Source organism: Mucilaginibacter sp. GW821-FHT07H05 (assembly GCF_059418485.1).
Map to the genome: position 1 here is coordinate 1 of NZ_JBWKPY010000005.1, position 20086 is coordinate 20086.

Genomic DNA, 20086 nt, shown 5'->3' on the forward strand with positions numbered 1-20086 from the left:
ACAGAGAAGTTAAGCCCGCCAGAGCCGATGGTACTGCAGTAAAATGTGGGAGAGTAGGTCGGTGCCAAATCTTATCAGCTTCAATGCTGTAGCACTAAGCCCCTTATCGAAAGATGAGGGGCTTTTTTTGTGCGTGTGAGTTTTTCTTCATCGTTGCCAAGCAGCCTGGCAGCAAATAAGGGTTAAAACAATGCCTGGATAGCAAGGCTTATTGCAAATCAATTAATTTACTGCCGCCTTTTTAGTATAATTGCCTGCGCCTTATAACAATGAAACGTAGATCCTGGTTAATATTTTCTGTTATCGTGCTGTTGATAACATCATGTGCACCCAAATTTATTCAATGGTCGGCGGCCCGACCACTTAAGTGGGACGACTTTTTAGCACGGTATACCTCGGGCTTTGAAGCGCATGCCGATGCGCAGATAAAATATCACTATCAAAAACAGCCAGTCGCCCGTGATTACCTGGTAAATTTTACTGTGCAAAATGTGTTTATTCCTTATCAATCGTGGGTAAAACTGGGCAGCGAGACAGACACGTTACTTAAGCACGAGCAACTGCACTTTGATATCTGCGAGTTATATGCCCGCAAGCTTTATATCGCATTAACTAAATATACTTATACGCCAAATTATCGCAACGAAATAAGGACCATTGCCACCAATATTTTTAAGGAGCTAAAGCAAACCCAAACTAATTACGATGCCGAAACGCAGCATTTTTTTAATAAGGATGCTCAAGCCGCATGGGAAGTATTGGTTAGACGGCAACTGGCGCAAACACCGGAGTATCCGCATGTAGGAAAAATAGGCATTGAACCGAATGGTAAATAAAAAAGGCACAAGCGGATGCTTGTGCCATAGACGGTCGCGTCGTTATAGTTCGCAATGATAAATAATTACATTGACCGGCTAATCCCCATTTCCAGCCCTCGCAACTCAGCCAATCCGCGTAAGCGGCCAATGGCGCTATAACCCGGGTTGGTTTTCTTATTCAGGTCATCCAGCATCTGGTGGCCGTGATCGGGGCGCATGGGGATGTTTACCTGCCTGTCTTGCATCACCTTTACCACCGCTTTTACTACGTTGTACATATCTACATCGCCTTCCAGGTGATTGTCTTCGTAAAAGTCGCCATGTTCATTACGGCGGGTGCTGCGTAGATGCAGGAAGTTGATACGGTCGGCAAATTGGGCCACCATAACGGGCAGGTTATTATCAGGCCGCACACCGAATGATCCGGTGCAGAAGCACAAGCCATTATTGACTGATGGAACCGCTTTTATCAGGGCCTCGATATCGGCAGCGGTGCTTACCACGCGCGGCAAGCCCAGGATAGGATAAGGCGGATCGTCGGGGTGGATCACCATTTTAGTACCGCATTCATCGGCAACGGGTATAATTTGTTGTAAAAAATAGATCAGGTTGGCACGCAGGCGGCTGGCATCTATCCCCTGGTAAGTATCAAGGGCCGACTGGAAGTTTTCCAGCGTAAAGCTTTCCTCGCTGCCGGGCAGGCCCGCTATGATATTGCGTTGCAGCAGGGCTTTGTCGGCATCGCTCATACCACGGAAACGCTGCTCGGCACGGATGATCTCGTCTTTGGTATAGTCCTCTTCGGCATTCTTGCGTTTCAGTATAAACAGTTCGAAGGCCATAAAGGCGGCTTTTTCAAACAGCAGGGCCTTAGATCCGTCTTCAACGGTATAGGCCAGGTCGGTACGCGTCCAATCCAGTACGGGCATAAAATTGTAAGTAATAATGCTGATGCCGCAGGCCGCCAGGTTGCGGATGCTTTGCTGGTAATTGGCTATATATTGCAGGTAATCGCCGGTTTGGGTTTTAATGGCTTCGTGTACCGGCACGCTTTCCACCACGTTCCATATCAGGCCGGCGTCGGCTACGGTTTGCTGGCGCTTTTTAATTTCATCAACCGGCCAAACCTGGCCATTGGGGATATGATGCAGGGCACTTACCACACCTGTACAGCCCGCCTGGCGAATATCGGCAAGGCTTACCGGATCGTTTGGGCCATACCAGCGCATGGTTTGTATCATGTGATAAGGGCTGTTGTTAACGTTGTTCATGCTGATTTTTAAATGTGTTTCAAAAATATAAATACCGCGCAAACTTTGGCATTTAATCTTCGGGATAGGAATTGCCAAATATTAAGCCATATATTCCTAATTCGATCCAAATTCAACCAATCAATGTAAATATGACAGTTATTTCGACGATGTGAAATTTATTAATTTTATATTAATAAGGGGTTAACGGCCTGAAAAGTGTTAAACAAACCGGGCAAAAAATATTTTTTTTGAAAAAAGTTATCAACGGATTAAACCTTTGCTATTTCAGCTGTATATGCATAAAAATACAAAAACTTGAATTTATACTGCCAATACAGCTGAATATTTGGCTAATTATATAAAATAATCCTCCTCATTTTATGGTGTAATTGCTTTCACCAATTTATTAAATAAAACCAAAACGATTTTTATAGGAAAACGCATGTGATTTTTTAACTGATCATTCAGTCAGACTGTTTGTCAGCAGGTTTACGGGCTATCTCATTAAAATAATGGATGCCATCTGGTAAACTATTAACCCAATTATTTAAAAAAGCTATACGCTAAACCTAAAGTATATGAAAAAAAGATGTACTCTATTTTTATTTAAACCTGATTCTACTAAACTAACAAACGCCAATTGGATTAAAGGATTGGGTTTTATTTTGCTGTTACTGGTAATTAACCTGATGGTGTTACCGGCATCGGCACAAACAACCAAAGTTACCGGTGTTGTTAAAGACAACAAAGGGGGCACACTACCCGGAGTTAGTGTAAAAGTAAAGGGCACAACCGTAGGTACTTTAACAGATATCGACGGTAAATACGCTATTAACGTACCCGGCAACACGGCCATATTGGTATTTAGCTACGTAAGCTTTGTTACCAAAGAAGAAACGGTAGGCGCCAACAGAGTGATTAACGTTACCTTGTTAGATGCTACTACCGATTTAAATGAGGTAGTGGTACAGGGTTACGGTCAATCGGTAAAGAAAAGCGATCTGATCGGTTCGGTTGGCTCGGTGAGTGCCAAGCAAATACAGGAGCGCCAGCCTTTATCCTTACTGGATGCCTTGCAAGGTAATATTGCCGGCGCCCAGGTGGTGACCGATGGCGGCGACCCTTTCTCGCAGGGTACTATACAAATACGTGGCGCATCAACTATTAACGGTGGCAACGGCCCTTTATATGTAATTGACGGTATCTTAAATAACGATGCTACCTTCCTTAACCCGGCAGATATTGCTTCTATCGAGGTTTTAAGGGATGCCGCATCAGCTGCTATTTATGGTGTGCGCGGCGCTAACGGCGTAATCATTGTAACTACCAAACGTGGTAAAGAAGGTAAGCCGGTGGTATCGGGCAACTATTACCACTTATTTGGCCAGTTAGCACATAAACTGCAAACGGTATCGGCTAACGATCTGCGTTACTATCGTAAATTACGCGGCGATGGTTTGGGTGGTGTAAATGCCGACTCGGTTAACCATTATCTTAATGCCGATAACGATTATCAGGACCTGTTGTTCCGTACGGCTAACAAGGATAATGTTAACTTAAGCATTAGCGGTGGCCAAAAAGGACTTACCTATTATGGTAGCGCCAACTACACCAGCGATAAATCTATTGTGTTAAACAGCCAGGCGCAAACCATAAAAACAGTTTTAAATGTAGATTACCAGGCTACCGATAAGCTGCGTTTTACAAACGGTATCAACTACTCGTATGTAACCGGGAACCAAATTCCGGTTGGTACCAGCGCCAAGCAAGTGTTTGAACGTAACCCGTGGACATCCATCTACAAACCCGATGGCTCCCTGGCTGGTTATGTAGAATCAAAAAGGAACCCGATAGCTTATGCTTTATTGGCTGTTAATAAGCCTACCACTTTTGTATTCCAGGATAATATACAAGGTAGCTACCAGTTCACTAAAGATCTGAGGTTTACCGGATCATTTAACGGCCGTTTGGATAATACACAAACATTCAGCTTTTCTCCGTCGAGCCTAACCAGCGGCGGTACCGGTTTAAATACCGGCGGCAGCGAGATAGAGAAAAAGTTTACTTATGAAATACAGGCCTATTTTAATTATAATCACCGCTTCGGTAAAGATCATGCCCTAACCGCCACCGCAGGCTTTAGCCGCGACCGTTACCGCTATGATGATTTTACCTTTGGCTTTAATAACTACCTGGCCGAAACTGTATTTGTATCCAGCGTTGCTACTATCGACCTGACCAAGACCAATACTACTGCAACCTATAACGCTACCGAATCTATGTTCGGCCGGGCACAATACAGCTTTAAAGACAGATATATTTTGAGCGGTACTTTCAGGCGGGATGGTTCATCAAGGTTCGGCCCCGAGAACAAATGGGGTAACTTTGGTTCGGCTGGTATTGCCTGGCGCTTCAGTTCCGAATCATTTATGCAATGGACCAAAAGCTGGCTGGATGATGCTAAGTTAAGATACAGTTATGGTGTATTAGGTAACGATAAGGTAGGCGATTTCTCGTACGCTACTTTATACAACTTTGGCGCGGGCAGCACCGTTACTAACAGTGGTATTTATAATGGTAATAGCGGTGCTTATATCAGCACTACATTGGGTAACCCAACTATCCACTGGGAATCAACCGCTACACATAACTTTGGTTTAGATTTAACCATGTTGAAAGGCGATTTAACCATCACCCCCGAGTATTATATTAAAAATACCAGCGGTTTATTATACTCTAAACCATTACCCGAAGAAACCGGCGCTAAAAGCGGAACAGTTAACCTGGGTAATATCCAAAATCATGGTATTGAAATTACCATTAGCGGTAACCCGGTTAGAAACAAAAACCTGTTATGGACAACTACCGCTAACATCACTTTCCAATCGGCAGGTGTAGTTAAAGAACTGGCTAACCACGTGCCTTTCTTTGCCGGCAACGCTTTCTATATTTACGAAGGTGGTAAACTGGGAGATTTTTACCTGTACAAAAACCTGGGTGTTTACCAATACGATGTATCAAACGCTTACGCGGTTGATGGCAGGCGCTTAACACCGGTTGGTGTTACTGTAAATACAGCTACCAATACATCAACAGCTACAGGCTATACTTTAGATGGACAGCCATACACCGGTGTTGTACATCAGTTAAGCCGTAACGGTAACGTAATTAAAGGCGGCGGTACTATTTGGCAGGATACCAATAACGATGGTGTTATAGACGATAACGACCGCGTAGTTTTAGGTAATGCGGTGCCAAAAGTATATTTTGGGTTTAACAACTACTTTAAATACAAGCAATTCTCTATCAACTTTTTATTCAACGCGCAGTTTGGCAACAAGGTTTATAACGGTGTAGCAAACGGTCAAAACACCAACTCATCAACCTATTCGCCGCCAACGGTTGCTTCTATTTATGATTCATGGCATGTGCAGGGCGATATAGCTACTTATCCTAACTTTAAGGATAAGGATACTTACGGCTCTATCAGTAATGGCACAAACAGCCTGTACCTGGAAGATGCTTCATTTATCAGGCTGGCAAGTGCTAAGTTCACGTATGATTTGCCTATCAACTTAGCCCGGAAAATTAAAGCCCGGAATGTAAATCTGTATATTTACGGTAACAATTTAGTAGCCTGGACAAATTATAGCTGGTACGATCCTGAATTTACTTCAGGCAATCCATTAACGCAAGGAGTGGATAACGGCACCTATCCAAAAAGGCGCGAGCTTGGTTTGGGTATCAACGTCCAGTTTTAAGTAGTTTAAAAACATTAAAAATATAGAGATGAAAAGATTATTATTTTTTGCTGCCTTAATCGGGATTACGATAAGTGTAGTGATTAGCAGCTGTAAAAAGGACATTACATTAACACCATTAAGCGGTGTAGATTTAAATGCTTACTTTAAAAACAGCAAGGATTTAACAGCCGCCCTGGCCGGGATGTACTCTGCATTCCAGGAAGAGACCACAGGCGACGGTACTGGTAAAGACGAAGGTTACGGCGGCCGCTACCATTATTGGGGCGAGGGCCGTTCAGATAACTTTGCGCCTTCGCAATACTTTAATACCGCCATTACCGAAATGGCCAACAATGGTTTAACGGTTAACAACTCCGCTACCGATTGGGGAGGTTTATACAAGACCATTTTCAGGGCAAATACCATTATTAAATTTGCCCCGCAGGTTGCCCAGTACGATAATAACGCTACACCTGCTGTTATCAATAATACTTTGGCCCAGGCTTATGCCATGCGTGCCGAAGCCTATTTTTACATCGTAAGGCTTTGGGGCGATGCACCAATGTGGCGCGAACCATACCTGGATATCACCCAGCCGGGAGAAAGGACGCGTATGCCTAAAGCGCAGGTTTTAGATTCTATTATTAAGGATTTAAATACAGCTTATACGTTAATGCCTAATAAGGGTACTACCGTAAACCCGGTTTGGTATATCAGCGAAAGCGCTATTTGTGCTATCATGGCCGATGTTTATATGTGGAGAAAAGATTATCCAAACGCCATTGTATGGATCAAGAACCTTTTCAACGCCCGCACGGCACAAACCAAAAAATATAGCGGATTAGCCGTTACCGATCTGGAACCGATGACTACCTGGAAAGCTAATAATTTCCTTACACCAACAGCTGGTATTGAAGCGATATGGAGCATAAATTGGGATAATACAGTAAATGGTTGCGCCTGTATACCGGTATCTATAGCTGCAAGTAATAACCCGGTTCGTGCCGACTCTACTTTTTACTTCAATTGGAAGCTGATCACTGCCGATCAGCGTTTAACACAAACCATTGATATCACTGCTACGCCAACATCGGGCCTGGGTAAATGGGATAAGCTGCTTAAATATTATAATGTAGCTAATGCCGCGGCTTTAGGCGCTGTTGGTACCTCCGCGCTTACTTATAATGTAAACCTGGTAATGTACCGCCTGGGCGATATCTATTTATTATATGCCGAGGCTTTGAACGCTACCGGCGACAGGACAAACGCGTTAAAATATCTGAACTTTATACGTTCACGTGCAGGGCTGTCAACCTTTATCGGTTCCGAGCCGTCAATAGCTACGGTAGATCAACTGGAGGATGTTATCCTTCAGGAACGCCAATACGAATTATTCGGCGAAGGCAAACGCTGGTTCGATTTGATCCGTACCGATCGTGTGAACAAGATAATGGACCCGATATTAAAATTAAGACAAGTTAATAGCAAAAGCCCGCAGGTTGGCTTTGGTACCGATTTAAACAAAGTATTATGGCCAATTAGCCGTAACGCCTTAAACTCCAATAAATCATTAGTTCAAAATCCATCATATTAATTATTGTATAGATATGAAAAGAATTAACTTATTATATACAGCGCCATTTATTGTGATGGCTATTGTAATACTGGCATCGGGTTGTACGCTATTTGGCTTGAAAAAGCAGACGGACAATAACAGGCCAACAAACGTTGATACCATTGATGCGCATTTGAACATGACCGCCTGGGCGTACATTAAATCGCGCGGTTTGCAAAGCCATACTAAAAACGATACCCCTTTAGCGCTTTTGCAAAGGGCAATTATATACTCGGGTATTGATACTAACGAATATATTAAGCCTAACCGCACCTTTGTATGCCCTAACGCAGCATCGTGTAAATTGGTTTGGTCTACATTCCAAACTTCGGCAGCTAAAGCCGCAACAAAATGGCAGGATTATGCTAAAGATGACGTGAAAAACTATTTACTGTACCTGATATTGAATGCGCAATACTCGCACTATAACTTAACATATAGTGATGCTACGGCGCAAACATTAGCCCCGGCTGGTACTTATAGCGCCATGCCAAACGGATTCAGGATAGTCAATTTAGCCGCATTTCCTAATCCTAAATCTATAATGCTGATACGTGTACAAAATGCTTCGCCATCAAACACGTCAGATTATCCGCTTGCCATAAATGCCTCCATTAACGTTACCACCAGCGATCTGCTGGCAACAAATGGTGTTGTGCAGGTGGTGGCAGGTTTAGTGTCGCCTGCAATAGCTCAGTAAAATCAGTTAACCTAATAGGGCCGGATATCATTCATAAGTGATAACCGGCCCATTTTTGTGTATATGCCTGTGAAAAAATTAAAGTCTATCCTTCTTTTATCAGCTATTATCTGTAGCCAGTTTGCCAATGCCCAGCAAAAAACCAGGTTAATCAGCAATTGGGAATTTGTACGTCAGGATCTGGGCGGCGTTTGGGAAGCCGTGCGCCCTGTTACAGCCGGAAACCCCGAAAGCCTGCCCATTTGGGATAAGGTTAATCTGCCCCATTGCTTTAATGCCCGCGATGCTGTTGACCCCGATGTAAACTATTATCAGGGCCCGGGCTGGTACCGCACAAATTTGGATATCAGCAACCCTTATAACAACGGGCGCACGCTGCTGCACTTTGAAGGCGCCGGGCAAAAAACAGATGTATATGTATATACTACCAAAGTAGCATCGCATTTAGGCGGCTATGACGAATGGACGGCTGATATTACCAAAGCCGTAGAAGATTTTAAAAAGACGGATACATATCAAAAACAATTTAAAGGGAAGATCCCGGTAGAGATCCGTTGCGATAACACGCGCGATCTGGAAAGTATCCCATCGCAACTATCCGATTTTAACGTTTACGGGGGCATTTACCGTTACCTTAATTTGGTTTACGTTCCTCCATTATCTATTGATAAAATATTCGCTTCCGCGGAAGTGGACAAGGCGGGGCAATCAGGTAAGCTGAATATCAAAGCCAGGTTTTATAACCCGGCTAACGTTACATCTGCCGAACGCAAAATAGAGGTGACCGATCCCCAGGGTAAAGTGATCGCGTCGTCAACATACAGTTTAAACTCATTGAACGGCGATGTGCAGTTGGATAACTTCCAGGTGAAGAAGCCGCAATTATGGTCGCCTGCCAATCCGGCCTTATATACGGTAAGGGTTAGCGTTACATCGGGCGGGCAAACCTGCACGCAAACCGAAAAGGTAGGTTTCCGCAATTTTGAATTTGTAGATAACGGCCCGTTCAACCTCAATGGTAAGCGCTTATTGCTGCGCGGTACCCACCGTCACGAAGACCATGCCGGCGTAGGCGAGGCCATGACCGAAGCCATGATGAAGCAGGAAATGCAGCTGATGAAGGACATGGGCGTAAATTTTATCCGCCTGGGGCATTACCAGCAATCGCGCATTATTTTGAACCTGTGCGATAGCCTGGGCATTTTTGTTTGGGAAGAAGAGCCCTGGTGCCGTGGCGGTTTGGGTGGCGAGGTTTACAAAAACCAGGCCCGTGCTATGCTGACCAATATGATTGAACAGCACTATAACCACCCGGCCATTATCCTATGGGGATTAGGTAACGAGAACGATTGGCCGGGCGATTTTCCTGAATTTGATAAAGAAAAGATCAGGGTGTTTATGAAAGAGCAGAACGATCGCGCGCATCGCCTTGATCCATCGCGTAAAACAACCATTCGGCGCTGCGATTTTTGCGCCGATATTGTTGATGTGTACTCGCCATCTATCTGGGCTGGCTGGTACCGCGGTATTTATACCGAATACAAGCAAACCAGCGAAGCCGAATTTAAAAAAGTAAAACACTTTTTCCACGCCGAGTGGGGCGGTGATAGCCATGCGCTGCGCCATTCCGAAAATCCGGATAACGCCCTCAGCAAAATAAAAACCGGCAACGGTACCGATGAACGTTCAGGCGATGCTTCCCTGATTGGTGGGGCGGCAAGGGTATCCAAAGACGGCGACTGGAGCGAAAGCTATATCTGTAACCTGTTTGATTGGCACCTGAAAGAACAGGAAACCATGCCCTGGCTAACCGGGTCGGCATTTTGGGTGTTTAAGGATTTTTCTACCCCCATCCGTCCGGATAACCCGATCCCCTATATGAATCAAAAGGGTGTGGTAGAGCGCGACCTGACTAAAAAGGAATCGTATTATGTTTTCCAATCGTACTGGGCCGATAAACCTATGGCGCATATTTATGGCCATACCTGGCCCGTACGCTGGGGCGAAGCCGGCGAGCAAAAAATGGTAAAAGTATACTCCAACTGCGACGAAGCCGAACTGTTTGTAAACGGCAAAAGCCAGGGCCTTAAAAAACGTAACAGCCAGGATTTTCCGGCGGCGGGCCTGCGCTGGCAGGTAGTTTTTAATAAGGGGAAAAATAATGTTAAAGTAGTTGCCCGCAAAGGCAAAACGGTTGTAACCGACGAAATTGAACAGGAATATCAAACTGATAAATGGGATAAACCAGCGCAACTGTCGCTACAAAAAATTGCCGAAGTTAACGGCGTAATTACCGTACAGGTAAAGCTGTTTGACAGCAAAGGCGTACAATGCCTTGATGCGGTGAATTGGGTGAATTTTTCCCTGGCCGGCGATGGCGAATTGCTGGATGACCTGGGCACTTCAAGCGGGTCGCGCAAGGTACAGGCTTATAACGGACGGGCTATCATCAGCCTGAAAACCAATGGTGGTAAAAGCGTGATAAGCGTACAATCGCCGGGATTGCAAAGTGTATTTTTAAATCTGTAAAAATGAAACATCTGCCAAAAATATTAGGGTTAATCGCCATCACGTTATTCATACAGGATGCAACAGCCCAGAGTAATGATCCTAACCTGAAGCTATGGTATAGCAAACCCGCCATGGCCTGGGAAGAAGCGCTGCCCTTAGGCAATGCCACCACCGGCGCAATGGTGTTTGGCCGTGTAAATTTAGAACGTTACCAGCTCAATGACCATACCTTATGGTCGGGCGGCCCGGTGCCGGGAAATAACCCCTTAGGCCCCGCGCATTTGCCCGAAGTACGCCAGGCCGTTTTTGATGGCGAGTACGACAAGGCCGCGCTGATCTGGAAAAAATATTTGCAGGGCCCATACTCGGCCCGTTACCTACCCCTGGCCGATCTGTTCCTCAACTTTAACTTAAAGGACAGTACCGCCACCGCTTACTACCGCGATCTGGATCTGAACACTGCTACCGCTACTGTAAAATATACGGTAGGTGGTGTAAATTATAAACGCGAAACCTTTATCAGCTATCCCGGCAAGGCAATGGTGGTACGCATCAGCGCGGATAAAAAAGGTGCCATCAGCTTTGCTGCCAAACTGACCAGCAAACTGCACTTTACCACATCACCACAAGGGAATAACCTGATGATATTGAAGGGAAAGGCCCCTAAATATGTGGCCAACCGGGCAGATGAAAAAGATCAGGTACTATATGACCAACCCGGCGGCGAAGGGATGAATTTCCAGGTTGATCTGCGGATTAAAAATACCGGCGGTAGGGTAAGCGCGGCAGGCGATGGCTTGCAGGTTACCGGCGCCGATGAGGTAACCCTTTACTTAACCGAAGCTACCAGCTACAACGGCTTTGATAAATCGCCGGGCTTGAATGGAAAGAACCCTGCCATTGAAGCCAATGCCAATTTAAATAAAGCATCGGCCCAAACTTTTGATGAGTTAAGGGCGACCCATGTGGCCGATTACCAGCGCCTGTTTAACCGGGTTAAGTTTGATCTGGGCGCCAACCAGGCCATGGTAAAAATGCCGACTGACGAACGCCTCAGGAGTTTTAAGGCAGATAACGCCGACAAGCAATTGCAAACATTATATTATCAGTTTGGCCGTTATTTATTGATCGCCAGCTCGCGCCCCGGCTCGCCGCCTGCCAATTTACAAGGTATTTGGTGCGATGCCGTGCAGCCGCCATGGGGCAGTAACTATACCACCAACATTAATACGCAAATGAACTACTGGCTGGCCGAAAATGCTAACCTGAGCGAATGCCATCAGCCATTGTTTGATTTTTTAAAAGAACTGGCCGTTAACGGTGCCATCACCGCTAAAACAAACTATAATATTAACGAAGGTTGGGTTGAGCACCATAACTCGGATGTTTGGGCCAAAACATCAACCGTAGGCAACTACGCCCTCGATCCCAAAGCATCGCAGCGCTGGTCGGCCTGGCCAATGGGCGGCGCCTGGATGAGTTTGCATTTGTACGATCATTACCTGTTTACAGGCGATAAGGAGTTTCTGCGTAAAACCGGCTATCCGTTAATGAAAGGCGCGGCCTTGTTTATGCTCAACTGGTTGGTTACCGATCCTAAAACAGGTTTGCTGGTCACCAATCCATCCACCTCGCCCGAAAATACCATGAAAAAGGATGGTAAGGAATACCAGGTAAGTATGGCTACTACTATGGATATGTCCATCATTCGCGAGTTGTTCAGCAACTGCATCAATTCGGCCGAAGCATTGGGTACCGATGCCGATTTTGTGCAGCGTGTTAAAGCCGCTTATGCCAAATTATACCCCTTCCACATTGGGAAGGACGGCCAGCTGCAGGAGTGGTTTGGCGATTTTGACGATCCGAAAGATACCCACCGCCATATTTCGCACATCTTCAGTTTATTCCCGGGCAATCAAATCTCGGTATTTAATACGCCTGATCTGGCGTCGGCGGCCAAGCAGTCGATGATCTTCCGTGGCGATGTCAGCACCGGCTGGTCGATGGCCTGGAAAGTGAACTGGTGGGCGCGCCTGCACGATGGCAATCACGCCTATAAAATTTTAGGCGCTGCATTTAACTATATGAACCCGTTGGAACCCAAAGAAACGATGGGCGGCGGCGGTACCTATCCCAACCTGTTCGACGCGCACCCGCCATTCCAGATCGACGGCAACTTTGGCGGCACCGCCGGCATGACCGAAATGCTGCTGCAAAGCCAAAACGGCGAAATGGAACTACTACCCGCCTTGCCCGATGCCTGGGCCAGCGGATCTATCAAAGGCATTAAAGCCCGTGGTAATTTTGAAGTAAGTATCAAGTGGGACAAAGGCAAGCTGGCCAACGCTACTATCCTGTCAAACAACGGGGGAAATTGCCGCCTGCGCACACCGGTACCCGTAAAAGTGCTGGGTACGGTTTCGGCTAAGGCAAAAGGCAATAATACTAACCCGCTGGTGCAGGTGCCGGCCGTTCCGGTTTATCAAAAGAACAATAAAAGTAAGCTGGCCGATATTACCTTTAATAAGGGCTACGTAATAGATTTTAAAACTGAAAAAGGAATTACTTATACCATTATAGCACAATAATTACAGGCGCAATGAAAAAGGTTTTGGTAATAGTTGTACTGCTCGTTGTATCGGCACTGGCCCATGCGCAAGACCGTGCAGCCTGGATGCAGAGTGCCAGATTTGGCGTAATGACCCATTACCTGCCCGATTGGCTGAAGCAAACCGAAAACCTGGGTATTGACGTAAAAAAATGGAACGACCTTATTGATCATTTTGACGTGGACGGATTGGCTGATCAGGTAAAATCAACCGGGGCTAATTACATGATCTTTACCATCGGGCAAAACTCGGGCTATTATGTATCGCCTAATAAAACGTACGACCGGATAGTGGGTATCAGTCCCACCAAATGCTCAAAGAGAGATCTGATAGCCGATCTGTCGGATGCTTTGCATAAACGGGGCTTAAAACTGATCGTATACCTGCCATCGGGCGCGCCCAATGGAGACTCGATAGCCAAAAAAGCCCTGCAATGGCAAAATGGCGCGCACCCTAATAAAGAGTTTCAAAATAAATGGGAACAGATCATCAGGGAATGGTCGGTACGTTGGGGCACTAAGGTAGATGGCTGGTGGTTTGATGGCTGTTACTGGCCCAATGTGATGTACCGCGGAGAATCGGCGCCAAACTTTAAAAGCTTTGCCGCCGCTGCCCGTGCCGGCAACCCCAACAGTGCCATCGGCTTTAATATGGGTGTAATGTACCGCATTACCAGCGGCACCCCTTACGAAGATTATATTGCAGGCGAGATCAATAAGGACGATCAGCTAAGTATTAATAAACCTTACGATGGTAAGATTGACGGCATGCAGATCCACGTCCTCAGCTTTTTGGGCGAAAAATGGGGCATGGGCAATCCGCGTTTCACAACCGAACAGGTGATCGGCTACAGCCAAAAACTGTGGGACGTAAAAGGCGCCATGACGTGGGATGCCCCTATACAAAGTAACGGGCACATTTATCAGCCGTTTATTAACCAGCTGACCGAAGTTGGTAAAGCATTAAAGAAATAAGATAAAAAATATGAGATACAGGTCCATTTTATTATTACTGATTGTTTTCACTACAGCCGTTAAGGCCCAAACCATCACCTGGACACAGGTACAACCCGGTGTGTGGAAAGGTATAGTAGGTAAGCCCGAAGCATTTAACTTGCTGAACGCGGCAGGCGCCACTCCTTATTTAGCAGGTTTACAGCAAATGGGTAAGGCGGCTTTCCCTTTGGCACAGCAGGACATTGCCGCTAAAGTATCGGATGGTAAAACGTATTTGCGTTTCCCTTTAGATAAAGCCGAGCAGTTGTTTGGTTTTGGCCTGAATTTTCAAACCGTTTATCAGCGTGGTAAAATACTGACGCTGCATGTAGATAATTATGCCGGTAAGGATAACGGCCGCACGCATGCGCCTACCCCTTTCTATGTATCCAGCAAAGGCTACGGGGTGTTTATCAATTCGGCACGGTATATTAATGTATATGCAGGTACTGCTGTCCGTCGCGATAGCAAAACCCCGGCTAAGGTACAGGACAGGAATCTGGATAAAACCTGGTCATCGCGCCCTTATTCGGATGCGGTGGAAATGCTGGTACCCGCAGCCGGTGTAGAGATTTACGTGTTTGCCGGCCCAACGGCCATGGATGCCGTACGCCGTTATAACTTATTAAATGGCGGCGGTTGTTTACCACCCCGCTGGGGGCTGGGCTTTACCCAGCGTTTACAGCGCTTAACCGATGCCCAAGGCGTTGCCGATGAAGCCAAAGCTTTTGAAGACCGCGGCTATCCGCTTGATTTTATCGGGCTGGAACCGGGCTGGCAAAGCAAATCGTACCCATGTACTTTTGAGTGGGATAAAACCCGTTTCCCCGAACCGCAGAAACTGGTACAGGATATGCTGAAAAAAGGCATCCGCATTAACTTGTGGACCAACCCCTATATCTCGCCCGAAGCGCCAATCTATAAAAGTATGTTGCCTTATACAGGTACCCACACGGTTTGGAACGGCGCCGTGCCTGACCTGACCATGCCTGCCGCCCGCAAGATCTTCTTCGGCGAGTTATATAAAGGCAAGGTGGATATCGGCGTAAGCGGTTACAAAATGGACGAGGTAGACGGCGGCGATAACTACCTGTGGCCCGATGTGGCTACGTTCCCCTCAGGCCATAGCGCCGAACAGATGCGCCAAACCTACGGCTTAATGATGCAGCGTTATACTTACGAAATGTACCACCAGCGCAACCAGCGTACTTTTGGTTTGGTACGGGCATCCAACGGCGGCGGCTCATCGTTCCCTTATGTTATTTATAACGATTACTATAATCACGAGGATTTTATTACCGCCCTCATTAACAGCGGTTTTGCCGGGACCTTATGGACCCCCGAAGTACGGGCCTCTAAAACTGCCGAAGAATGGTTGCGCAGGTTTCAGTCTAATATCTTCTCGCCTATGGCTATGATCAATGCCTGGGCCAGCGGCACAAAGCCATGGACATTCCCCGAGGTAGCCGAACAGGTAAAAACACTGGCCGACCTGCGCATGCAAATGATGCCTTACTGGTACAGCGAATTTGCCAAATACCATTTCCAGGGTATCCCCCCTTTCCGTGCGATGAACCTGGAGCCGGGCTTTACCGTTACCGAGGCTAAGAAAGAAAACAAGAAAGTCAATTTAGAAGAAAACCCTTACGAGGAAGCCACATCTAAAGAAGTAAAAGACCAGTACATGGCCGGCGAATACTTATTGGTAGCCCCTATGTTTACCGGCCAAACCACCCGCAAGGTTATACTGCCTAAAGGCAATTGGTACGATTTTTACACCGGTAAATACGCCGGTAATGGCGAGGTAATTACGGTTACGCCCGGTTTGGATAAGATTCCCGTTTATGTAAAGGATGGCGGCGTGATCCCGATGATGACAGCCATGCTGCACGCGCCAAAGAACGGACAAAAGGTAGATATAGAAGTACGCTACTACGGCGAAAAACCGGGCAGCTATATGCTTTACGATGATGACGGCGAAACTTTCAATTATGAAAAAGGGGAGTATACTTTCCGGGAGATAAAAGTGAGCAAATCGGGCGGAACGATATCACCTGCCGCAAAAGGCAAACCGGATAATGTGGGCAAGGTGACGTTTAAGATTATGTAATAACAATCCCTGGCTTCAGTCTGTGACTGAAGCCACAGGATAAATGAAGTCTGCGACTTCGGAGTTGACACAAGTCACAGACTTGTTTTCATCTTTAGGCTTCAGTCGCAGACTGAAGCCAGTTGTGTAAACTTGCGCTCGTTTGCAACGAGCGCTTAAAATGGTTCAGCGTCTGCGACGCTTATACGCGATACAATCGCTTGGCAGCATGAAGCACTCGTCTCAGACGAGCGCAAGAATTTAAAGATAAAAGTTAGACATGAAAAAACTAAAAATACTATTCAGCAGCGCTTTGTTTATCCTGTGCGCTTTAAGTGTAAGCTCGTGGAAACGCGATGTAAAAGACACCTTCGCGACGCAAATTACGGCCACCCTGCGCAAGCAAACCCTGGCCGAAGCCGCCTGGGCCTTAAAGCAAAAGCCGGTAACCGTAACAGCCGAAAGCTGCGCGCGCAGCGCAGGCGGCAAGCACGATTTTTATTCGGAGGGCGATTATTGGTGGCCGGATGAGAAAAATCCCAATGGCCCGTATATCCAAAAGGATGGCATGACCAATCCCGAAAACTTTGTGGCGCACCGCCATGCCATGATCCGCTTCAGCCAGATCGTCGGGGCGCTGGCATCGGCTTATAAAATCACTAAAGATCCTAAATATGTAAAGGCAGCGCAGGCGCACCTGCGCGCCTGGTTTATTGATCCCGAAACGCTGATGAACCCAAGCCTGCAATATGCCCAGGCGATAAAGGGCGTTGCGACCGGCAGGGGTATTGGTATAATTGACACCATCCAGCTGATGGAAGTAGTGCAGGGCCTGGAAGTAATGGAAAGTTCGGCTGTGCTGGACAAGAAACTGCTGGCCGGCGTAAAAGACTGGTTTAATCAATACATCACCTGGCTAACTACCCACCCTTACGGTAAGGACGAGATGAACGCCAAGAACAATCACGGTACCTGCTGGTGCATGCAAACGGCCTGTTTTGCCAAGTTTACAGGGAATAAGGAAGTGTTGCAATTTTGCATAGACAGGTTTAAAAATGTATTGCTGCCTAACCAGATTGAGGCTAACGGCAGCTTCCCGCAGGAGTTAAGGCGTACCAAACCATTTGGTTATTCCATTTTTAACCTGGATGCCATGACCACCCTTTGCCAGATCCTGACTACCAAGGAAGATAACCTCTGGGAGTTTAAAACCCCCGATGGCCGCAATATTAAAAAAGGCATTGAATTTTTACAGCCCTTTTTAGCCGATAAAAACAAATGGCCCTACCAGCACGATGTAATGCACTGGGAAAGCTGGCCGGTAGCACAGCCCGCGCTGGTATTTGGCGCGGTAGCCTATCATGATCAAACCTTTTTGGATACCTGGAAAAAACTGGACCACGACCCTAAGGACGAGGAGATCATCAGGAATTTACCGGTGAGGCATGTGTTGATATGGTTGTAATTTAGAGATTAGTTAATAAGAGATCAGAGATTAGTTCCCGCTGTTGTTGTCCTCACCAACAGCTTCCCGCGTTAGCGATTGCAGCGGATACCGGCCTGTGGCTAAGTCCATGTGCAGTATGAGCGGAAAGCGCGGGCCGGAGGCAACGCCCTGATTAATCAGCCTGATATGCTCTTATTCACGATGGATGAAATAAATCATGTAAAATAAGCTGAATATCTGGCTAACAGCACTAAAAAATAAATAGAGAAATAACCCTCAATTAGCTTACCCAATTAACCAAACGATCAAAGCAATACAATGAAGATAAATTACAGGCAACTGGTATATGGCGCGCTGGCTATAGCCCTAAATGCAGCATCTTTACCAACCCAGGCCCAAAACACGGGCGATGAAGCCGCTATGCAAAACCAGGCTAAGGCGCGCGACCAGAAAGTGATAGACAAAGCCGTTAACGGTTGGTGGACTGCCAGCATGAAAACGCACGATGCCCGGGTAGAGTGGTGGCGCGAGGCACGTTTTGGGATGTTTATCCATTGGGGCGTTTATTCGCTGCCCGGCGGCGAGTGGAAAGGTAAGCAGGTAACCGGCTACGCCGAACACCTGATGCGCAAAGAGAAGATCCACCGGGCCGAGTACCTGGAACTGGCCCATAAATTTAACCCCGTAAAGTTTAATGCCGATGAGTGGGTACGCACGGCAAAACGCGCGGGCATGAAATATATGATCATCACCTCAAAACACCATGATGGCTTTGCGATGTACAACTCGCAGGTGAGTGATTATAATGTAGTGAAACAAACCGCCTGGCACCACGACCCTATGGCCGACCTGAGCGCTGCCTGCAAAAAGTACGGACTGAAATTCGGTTTTTACTATTCACATGCTTTTGATTGGGAGCATCCTGATGCACCGGGTAACGATTGGGAATATGGCAACCCCGCCGGCGACCTGCAATTATTTGGCGGCGCTAACTGGTTTGATGTACACCCCGAGCTATTGCCCAAAGCCGTTAAATATGTCAACGAAAAGGCCATCCCGCAGATACAGGAATTGCTGCGCATATACCATCCCGATATTTTATGGTTTGATACGCCCAGCAAATTACCTTTTTCGGAAAACCTGCGTATTTTAGAAGCTATCCGCGCAACCGACCCTAATGTGGTGGTAAACGGAAGACTGGCCCGAAACGGGAATATGAATTATGGCGATTACCAGAATACGGCAGATCGCCCTGCCGAGTTTTTCCCGGTGGAAGGCGATTGGGAGGCTATCCCTACTACTAACGAGTCGTACGGTTATTCTAAATACGATAAAAGCCATAAACCGGCCGGCCATTTTATCCGCCTGGTAGCTAATTCGGCTTCACGGGGTGGTAATTTGCTGTTGAATATCGGCCCCAAAGGCGATGGCGAGTTTGATGCCAGGGACCAGCAGATACTGGACAGTGTTGGCAAATGGATGGATGTGAACGCCGAAAGTATTTACAAAACCACCAAAACACCGCTGCCCTTACAAAACTGGGGTGTTTCTACCCAAAAAGGCAACCTGCTGTATTTGCAGGTATTCAACTGGCCAAAGGATGGCAAGCTGGTAATAGGCGGCTTAAAAAGCAATATTAAAAAAGCATATTTATTGGCCGATGCGGCTAAAAAAGCGATGGTAATTAAAAGGATCGATCCGCTGGATATTCAATTAACGGTACCAATGAAGGCACCGGATAAAGTGAGCAGCGTGATTGTGCTGGAAACAAATGGCGCGGTAGCCACTGATCCGTTAAGGGTACTGGCCACGAAAGATGATACTAACCGTCTGCTGGCTTTCGACTCGGACATGAAACCGGGCGAGTACCATTTTGGCGATGGCAAAGCCGGTAAATACTTTATTGACAGGTGGAATAAAAAGGACAAGGTGATCAGCTGGAAATTCAGGTTGCTGGCCCCGGCTAAATACAAGGTACTGATCAAATACACCGCCGATGCGGATAATGCCGGAACCTATGAATTGACGATAGGCGATCTGAAAAAAACACAAACGGTAGAAACTACCGAAAAGGGTGAAAAGATAGTGGAACAAAGTTTAGGAGAAGTAAGCTTGCCGCAAGGAACGCACACTTTAAAAATAACCCCGGTTGAGATACAAAAACAGGGATTAATGAAAATATTGGAGGTTGCTTTAGTACCTTTGAAATAACCAATGTGTCATCCTGAACTTGTTTCAGGACCTCACTTGCTGTGCGAACTTGCTGAGCTGATGGGGTGCCGAAACAAGTTCGGCATGACGGATAA

The 20086-nt window shown here is 46.5% G+C and carries 11 protein-coding genes; 10 read left to right on the forward strand and 1 reads right to left on the reverse strand.

The window, feature by feature from the left end; all coding sequences use genetic code 11:
• The first annotated feature begins 269 nt into the window (after nucleotides 1–269).
• The gene (locus AC07M6_RS14195) at nucleotides 270–836 is read left to right on the forward strand and encodes a DUF922 domain-containing protein (protein WP_494890454.1); all 567 of its coding nucleotides are present in this window, start codon (nucleotides 270–272) and stop codon (nucleotides 834–836) included.
• Between the two features lie 65 nt (nucleotides 837–901).
• On the opposite strand, the gene uxuA is transcribed toward AC07M6_RS14195, so the two are convergent.
• A complete protein-coding gene (gene uxuA / locus AC07M6_RS14200) occupies nucleotides 902–2089 on the reverse strand; it encodes a mannonate dehydratase (protein WP_494890456.1) in 1188 nt (395 codons plus the stop codon).
• 560 nt (nucleotides 2090–2649) lie between these two features.
• Between uxuA and AC07M6_RS14205 the strand changes: the two genes are divergently transcribed.
• The 9 genes from AC07M6_RS14205 (at nucleotide 2650) to AC07M6_RS14245 (ending at nucleotide 19991) form a co-directional block, all read left to right on the forward strand.
• Nucleotides 2650–5832 (forward strand): SusC/RagA family TonB-linked outer membrane protein, encoded by a 3183-nt coding sequence (locus AC07M6_RS14205; RefSeq protein WP_494890458.1) that lies wholly within the window; start codon nucleotides 2650–2652, stop codon nucleotides 5830–5832.
• 28 nt (nucleotides 5833–5860) lie between these two features.
• The gene (locus tag AC07M6_RS14210) at nucleotides 5861–7408 is read left to right on the forward strand and encodes a RagB/SusD family nutrient uptake outer membrane protein (protein ID WP_494890460.1); all 1548 of its coding nucleotides are present in this window, start codon (nucleotides 5861–5863) and stop codon (nucleotides 7406–7408) included.
• A gap of 13 nt (nucleotides 7409–7421) precedes the next feature.
• Nucleotides 7422–8129, forward strand: coding sequence for a hypothetical protein (locus AC07M6_RS14215; protein WP_494890462.1), 708 nt, complete (start codon nucleotides 7422–7424; stop codon nucleotides 8127–8129).
• A 63-nt stretch (nucleotides 8130–8192) separates the two neighbouring features.
• Entirely contained in the window at nucleotides 8193–10658 is a 2466-nt protein-coding gene (locus AC07M6_RS14220) for a glycoside hydrolase family 2 protein (protein ID WP_494890464.1), read from the forward strand.
• A gap of 2 nt (nucleotides 10659–10660) precedes the next feature.
• Nucleotides 10661–13228, forward strand: coding sequence for a glycoside hydrolase family 95 protein (locus AC07M6_RS14225; protein ID WP_494890466.1), 2568 nt, complete (start codon nucleotides 10661–10663; stop codon nucleotides 13226–13228).
• 11 nt (nucleotides 13229–13239) lie between these two features.
• Nucleotides 13240–14223 carry an alpha-L-fucosidase gene (locus AC07M6_RS14230; protein WP_494890468.1) on the forward strand — a complete coding sequence of 328 codons (984 nt, stop codon included), beginning with the start codon at nucleotides 13240–13242 and terminating at the stop codon, nucleotides 14221–14223.
• Between the two features lie 10 nt (nucleotides 14224–14233).
• The gene (locus AC07M6_RS14235; protein WP_494890470.1) at nucleotides 14234–16354 is read left to right on the forward strand and encodes a glycoside hydrolase family 31 protein; all 2121 of its coding nucleotides are present in this window, start codon (nucleotides 14234–14236) and stop codon (nucleotides 16352–16354) included.
• 259 nt (nucleotides 16355–16613) lie between these two features.
• Nucleotides 16614–17798 (forward strand): alginate lyase family protein, encoded by a 1185-nt coding sequence (locus tag AC07M6_RS14240; protein WP_494890472.1) that lies wholly within the window; start codon nucleotides 16614–16616, stop codon nucleotides 17796–17798.
• 300 nt (nucleotides 17799–18098) lie between these two features.
• Nucleotides 18099–19991 carry an alpha-L-fucosidase gene (locus AC07M6_RS14245; RefSeq protein ID WP_494890474.1) on the forward strand — a complete coding sequence of 631 codons (1893 nt, stop codon included), beginning with the start codon at nucleotides 18099–18101 and terminating at the stop codon, nucleotides 19989–19991.
• Nucleotides 19992–20086: the final 95 nt, after the last annotated feature.